The following is a 4786-nucleotide window of genomic DNA, read 5'->3' on the forward strand; positions in this document are numbered from 1 at the left end:
AAACTTTTCTGAAATCCAGGCTGCCAGTCCCACGGGCGAATCCGAAAGCGCGAAGGCCAAAGTCTGCGGCTTGGTGGAATGCATCGCCGAGTATGCCCCCTCGGTCGCGGCCCATAACGCTGCGCTCGTCTGGTAGGTCCGTTCTTCTTCCGTCAGATCTTCGCCGGGAGCCAGAGTCGGACGAAAGCCCGCTGACACGTAGTTCAGATGGACGCCGAGGACCTTGTCCGGAAAGAGGCGCGCCAACCACGTGGACACGCCTGAGCCGATGTCGCCGCCTTGCGCACCAAACCGCTCGTATCCGAGGGATGTCGTCAGTTCATGCCAAAGGCCGGCAATGGCGCGGGATCCAACGCCCGGCTTTAGCGGCGCTGACGAAAACCCATAGCCGGGAAGCGAGGGAACCACCACATCGAAAGCATCCGCCGGATCGCCACCATGGGCACCGGGATTTGTCAGGAGCGGCAGGATGCGTTCGAACTCGGTGAAGGAACCCGGCCAGCCATGAGTGAGGATCAGCGGCAAAGGTGCCGGCCCAACGCCCTTTTGGTGGATAAAATGGATATCGATGCCATCGACCGATCCTACGAACTGCGGCAGTTGGTTAAGCCGCGCTTCTTCAGTACGCCAGTTGAAGCGGTTCTGCCAGTGATCCACCAGCCTGCGGAGAAAGGCGAGACTTGCGCCATCCTCCCAGGAAGCGTCGTCAAGTGCCTTAGGCCAGCGGGCTATGGACAGACGATGCTCTAAATCCATAAGGTCTTGGTCGGCAACCGCGATCGTGAATGGACGAATGATCATGTCTTATTGCTCGAATGGTCCGCGAACGCTTGAAACCATAGCTCAGGTGCGCGTGAGTTGGCCAGGCGAATAAAGCCATATCCATCCTGACGGAAGCATCGGCCCCTTCCAGGATAGGAGAATGATCGGTCCAATCAGGGCCAGCCTGAGGCCTTGCGGCCTTAGCGCCGTATCCAACGCGATTTAACACCTTGGCCGCGTGGTTAGCTAGGTAACCTGGGGCAACTGCCGCCACCGGATGGGTATGATCGTCCCGTTCTGACATAAGTCCTTCTAGTCCATTGGCGATAAGCTTCCTCGCAGAAGACGGAGTCTAGCATTCGTTTTCGCGGTTTCGCTACTTGGCGGAACCAGTGACTTGAGACGGCATTCGGAAACGTTGGCATGAAAAGCTAGGAGACCAGTGGTGCTCGCCTTGAACCAGTTCGAACCACCGACCCGTTGATACTCAGTATCGAGAACAAAGCTAGCGCGTTGTCAAAGTCTCTGGCCATTCCTGCGCGCCATGGAGGACGCGAAGAATACGAACCGCTGTTTCGGTAATTGCATATGCCGCGACGTACGGCGTGCCGTTAATTACCAGTTCGCGGGTGCCAGCAATTCTGCCAACACGACCGCTCGCGGGAAAATCTACTAACCGACGGACGGCAGCAACGATCCGTTCGTCGACCAGTATGGCGGCTGACGGATTTTCTGCTTCTATGTATGTGAAAATGGCGTCGCGATCCGATAACGCGAACGCAGACCAGGTAAGCTTCACGATTTGCGCGCACCCGCGTTAAGGCGCGCTGCCGCTCGACGTTCAGCGAAATGCGCCTCGACTTCATCATCTGAGACGTCCGGTCGAATATCGTTCAGCGCTTCGAGTACCTTGGTGCGAAACCAAGCGTCATGGGCCTCGCTGCCTGAAAGAAGCTCCAGCGGCAGCGCACCTTCGTTGGCCGTTCGGGTGAGTAAGATACGAACCGCATCAGACACGGTCAGCCCCATATTTCCAAGCACTGCGGAGGCACGATCCCGAACCTCGGCATCAATACGAGTTTGAACCAGTGCATTTGCAGCCATAGCGATCTCCACTTTTCGGTGAGACTATAATGCAAATGAATGACAAATGCCATAGCGCTTTGGGAAAGCCTTCGCCCTTCTCGCTTCTTTTAGCTGCTCTTGAATGTATCTGAGGCGACGAGTGTAATCTCAATCGTGTGGGAATACCGCCTATGTATCGAACTTACGCGACCGGGTTTTGCCATGGTCTTCTCGAACCCGCGACTGCTTTCTTATTGATAAACAGGCCGCTTTCCTTACCAAACTTCAAGAACACCATTCCGGCCTGAAATGCTTCGGTGATCGCGTCCGAAACCCGGCAAGCTGCGCCTCGTCACCCATCCAACAGAGGTTCACCACAATCAAACTCGGACGATCGAAAAGATATCACGGATTTTCGAGCATAGATCGTTTCCAGGTGGATAACTATCGTATCGTCTGACACGGAGGCGATAAGTGATTTGCACCATAATCCATGCCACAGCCGCGCCTACAACCCATCGCATCAAAGAACGGATGAGCGGTCTGCTCGCGATCCTTTTGCCTATTGCTGGGCTGTTCTTTGCGTCTTCGGCCGCCGCTCAGGAGGCAGATGGAGAGCGCTTGTTCCGGCAGCGCTGCGCCGCCTGCCACAACGTCAAGCCAGGACAAAACAAAATGGGTCCCCAACTCCTTGGCGTTATCGGGCGGACTGCCGGCAGCGTCGAAGGCGCCAACTATTCCGACGCGATGCAATCTTCAGGCATCACTTGGGACCGCCAGTCACTCGACACCTTCCTTGCCGCGCCGAGCCAAATGATGCGCGGGACACGGATGACCGTCAGCGTCCCGAATGCGGCACAACGAGCCGCAATCATCGATTACCTCGAAAGCCAATCACCAGATTGAGGAGAAGCATTCATGACGGCCTTCACGATCAACGGGAATGCGGTTGATGTCGCCGCCGAACCCGATACGCCGCTCCTTTGGGTGGTCCGTGAGCATCTGAAGCTCACCGGCACCAAATTCGGCTGCGGGATTGCGCAATGCGGCGCGTGCACCGTCCATATCGACGGAGAACCGACACGCTCATGCCAGACTTTGCTGGGGGACGTTGCGGGCCGGGAGGTGACCACCATTGAAGGTCTGTCGCCGGACGCCAGCCATCCGCTTCAGAAGGCTTGGATTGTCGAGCAGGTGCCGCAATGCGGTTACTGTCAGTCCGGCCAAATCATGCAGGCGGCAGCGCTCCTCGAACACACTCCCGCCCCCACTCGTGGACAGATCATCGCCCACATGGACGGCAACATCTGTCGTTGCGGGACCTATGTCCGCATCATCAGCGCGATCCAACGCGCAGCACGGGAGGGCTGAGCCATGATCTGCATCTTGCAGCCTAAAAGCCGCGCGCTGTCGCGGCGCAGCTTCCTCGTAACGGCCGGCGGCCTCGGCGTCGCCGTCGCGTTCGGTAGCCTGCCCAGCCTCGCCTACGGCGCAGACATGGCCGCTGCCGCCGAAGGTGACTTCCGTCCCAACGCCTGGGTAACGATCGCGGCGGACGGCACAGTCAGCATCATCTCGCCGGCGGTCGAGATGGGTCAAGGCATCACGACGACGCTGCCCCTGCTCGTCGCCGAGGAGTTGGATGCCGATTGGAACCGTGTGCGGGTCGTGCAGGCGCCTTCCGATGCCGAGAGTTACGGCAATCCCGGATTCTACGGGATACAACTCACTGGCGGCAGCGAGTCCACGCGCGGCTACAATGCACTGCTTCGCCTGACGGGTGCCCAGACCCGCCTGATCCTTCTGGCGGGCGCTGCCGGCATGTTGAACGTGCCAGTGAGGGAGCTCGAGACCGAGCCTCACAGGGTCTTGCATCCATCCACGGGCCGCTCGCTCGACTACGGTGAGATTGCTGCCAGGGCCGTGCTTCCGGATCCAATGCCTCAGGCGACGGAGGCTGATCTAAAGCCAAGCGACAGGTGGCGCTATATCGGAAGCAGAACAATCCGGCGCATCGACGTGCCCTCCAAGGTCAATGGAACCGCAGTCTTCGGTATCGACGTCCAGCTTCCGAACATGCTCTTTGGAGCGGTTCTGCGGGCGCCGGTTCAGGACGAACGGCCTGAGACCATCGACGACGCCGAAGCGCGAAACGTGCCCGGCATCACCCATATCGTCCCGCTGGCCTACGGCGTCGGCATTATCGGCGAAACGGTCGAAGCTACGAAGCGTGCGAAAGATCTGCTCAAGGTGACCTGGAGCACGACATCACGGGTCAGAAATTATACAAGCCAGCGGCTGATCGACGAGTATCGCTCCGTCGGCCGCGACCTTGGCCAGCAAGGTGTTCCTGCGCACACCAATGGTGACGTTGAGGCTGCGATCGCCGGGGCCGCGAGGGTAATCGAGGTCGACTACATGAGCGACCATGTCGCCCACGCGACCATGGAGCCGATGAACGCCACGGCGCTTGTCACCGGCGACAGGGTGGAGATCTGGGCGCCGACCCAGGGTCCGACGGGCACACAGGGTTTCGCGGCAGAGGTGGTGGGCACTACGCCCGACAAGGTCAAGGTCAACACAACCCTGCTCGGCGGCGGGTTCGGACGCAAGGCGGAGGCGGACTTCATCATCGATGCGGTGTCGCTGGCCAAGGCCGTGGAGGGCCGGCCGATTAAGGTCATTTGGAGCCGGGAAGATGACGTCCGGCACGACACGTTCCGGCCACTCGAGGCACAGCACGTTAAGGTTGGGCTCGATGCCGAGGGGAACATCGTCGGCTGGCGGCATCGCATCGTAGCGGACTCGATCTTTGCACGCACATTGCCGCCCGTCTTCGCGGAGGCAGGCGGTCACGACGACGTCGTGACCGAGGGCGCAAAGTTCAACTACGCGGTGCCAGCCCACCAGATCGAATACCTGCGGCAAGACAAGGGACTCGCCATCGGATTCTGGTTTG

The 4786-nt window shown here is 59.4% G+C and carries 6 protein-coding genes; 3 read left to right on the forward strand and 3 right to left on the reverse strand.

The genetic code is table 11. From position 1 onward, the window contains the following. From FY112_RS01490 to FY112_RS01505, 3 genes are all read right to left on the reverse strand, one after another. The coding region (locus FY112_RS01490) for an epoxide hydrolase (protein WP_151517469.1) at positions 1-801 on the reverse strand (801 nt) is incomplete at its 3' end. A 466-nt stretch (positions 802-1267) separates the two neighbouring features. Continuing rightward, the gene (locus tag FY112_RS01500) at positions 1268-1561 is read right to left on the reverse strand and encodes a type II toxin-antitoxin system RelE/ParE family toxin (RefSeq protein WP_151517470.1); all 294 of its coding nucleotides are present in this window, start codon (positions 1559-1561) and stop codon (positions 1268-1270) included. Further along, positions 1558-1866, reverse strand: a complete 309-nt coding sequence (locus FY112_RS01505; protein WP_018068225.1) for a type II toxin-antitoxin system RelB/DinJ family antitoxin — start codon at positions 1864-1866, stop codon at positions 1558-1560. Before FY112_RS01505 ends, FY112_RS01500 begins: the two co-directional genes overlap by 4 nt. Before the next feature lie 495 nt (positions 1867-2361). Here FY112_RS01505 and FY112_RS01510 point away from each other — a divergent pair, with 495 nt between their 5' ends. The 3 genes from FY112_RS01510 to FY112_RS01520 all read left to right on the forward strand — a co-directional run. Continuing rightward, positions 2362-2733: a c-type cytochrome gene (locus FY112_RS01510; protein ID WP_151517471.1), complete on the forward strand. Its 372-nt coding sequence runs from the start codon at positions 2362-2364 to the stop codon at positions 2731-2733. A 12-nt stretch (positions 2734-2745) separates the two neighbouring features. Further along, entirely contained in the window at positions 2746-3198 is a 453-nt protein-coding gene (locus FY112_RS01515; protein WP_151517472.1) for a (2Fe-2S)-binding protein, read from the forward strand. 3 nt (positions 3199-3201) lie between these two features. After that, positions 3202-4786, forward strand: a 1585-nt coding sequence (locus FY112_RS01520) for a molybdopterin cofactor-binding domain-containing protein (RefSeq protein ID WP_151517473.1), incomplete at its 3' end; no start/stop codon positions are given.

The organism is Rhizobium sp. PEPV16, assembly GCF_008919455.1.
Lineage (GTDB): Bacteria > Pseudomonadota > Alphaproteobacteria > Rhizobiales > Rhizobiaceae > Rhizobium > Rhizobium leguminosarum_Q.

Bases quoted from the DNA above. Each gene is read 5' to 3' on its own strand.
- FY112_RS01505 (WP_018068225.1), bottom strand. From the start codon at position 1,866: ATGGCTGCAAATGCACTGGTTCAAACTCGTATTGATGCCGAGGTTCGG.
- FY112_RS01510 (WP_151517471.1), top strand. From the start codon at position 2,362: ATGAGCGGTCTGCTCGCGATCCTTTTGCCTATTGCTGGGCTGTTCTTT.
- FY112_RS01515 (WP_151517472.1), top strand. From the start codon at position 2,746: ATGACGGCCTTCACGATCAACGGGAATGCGGTTGATGTCGCCGCCGAA.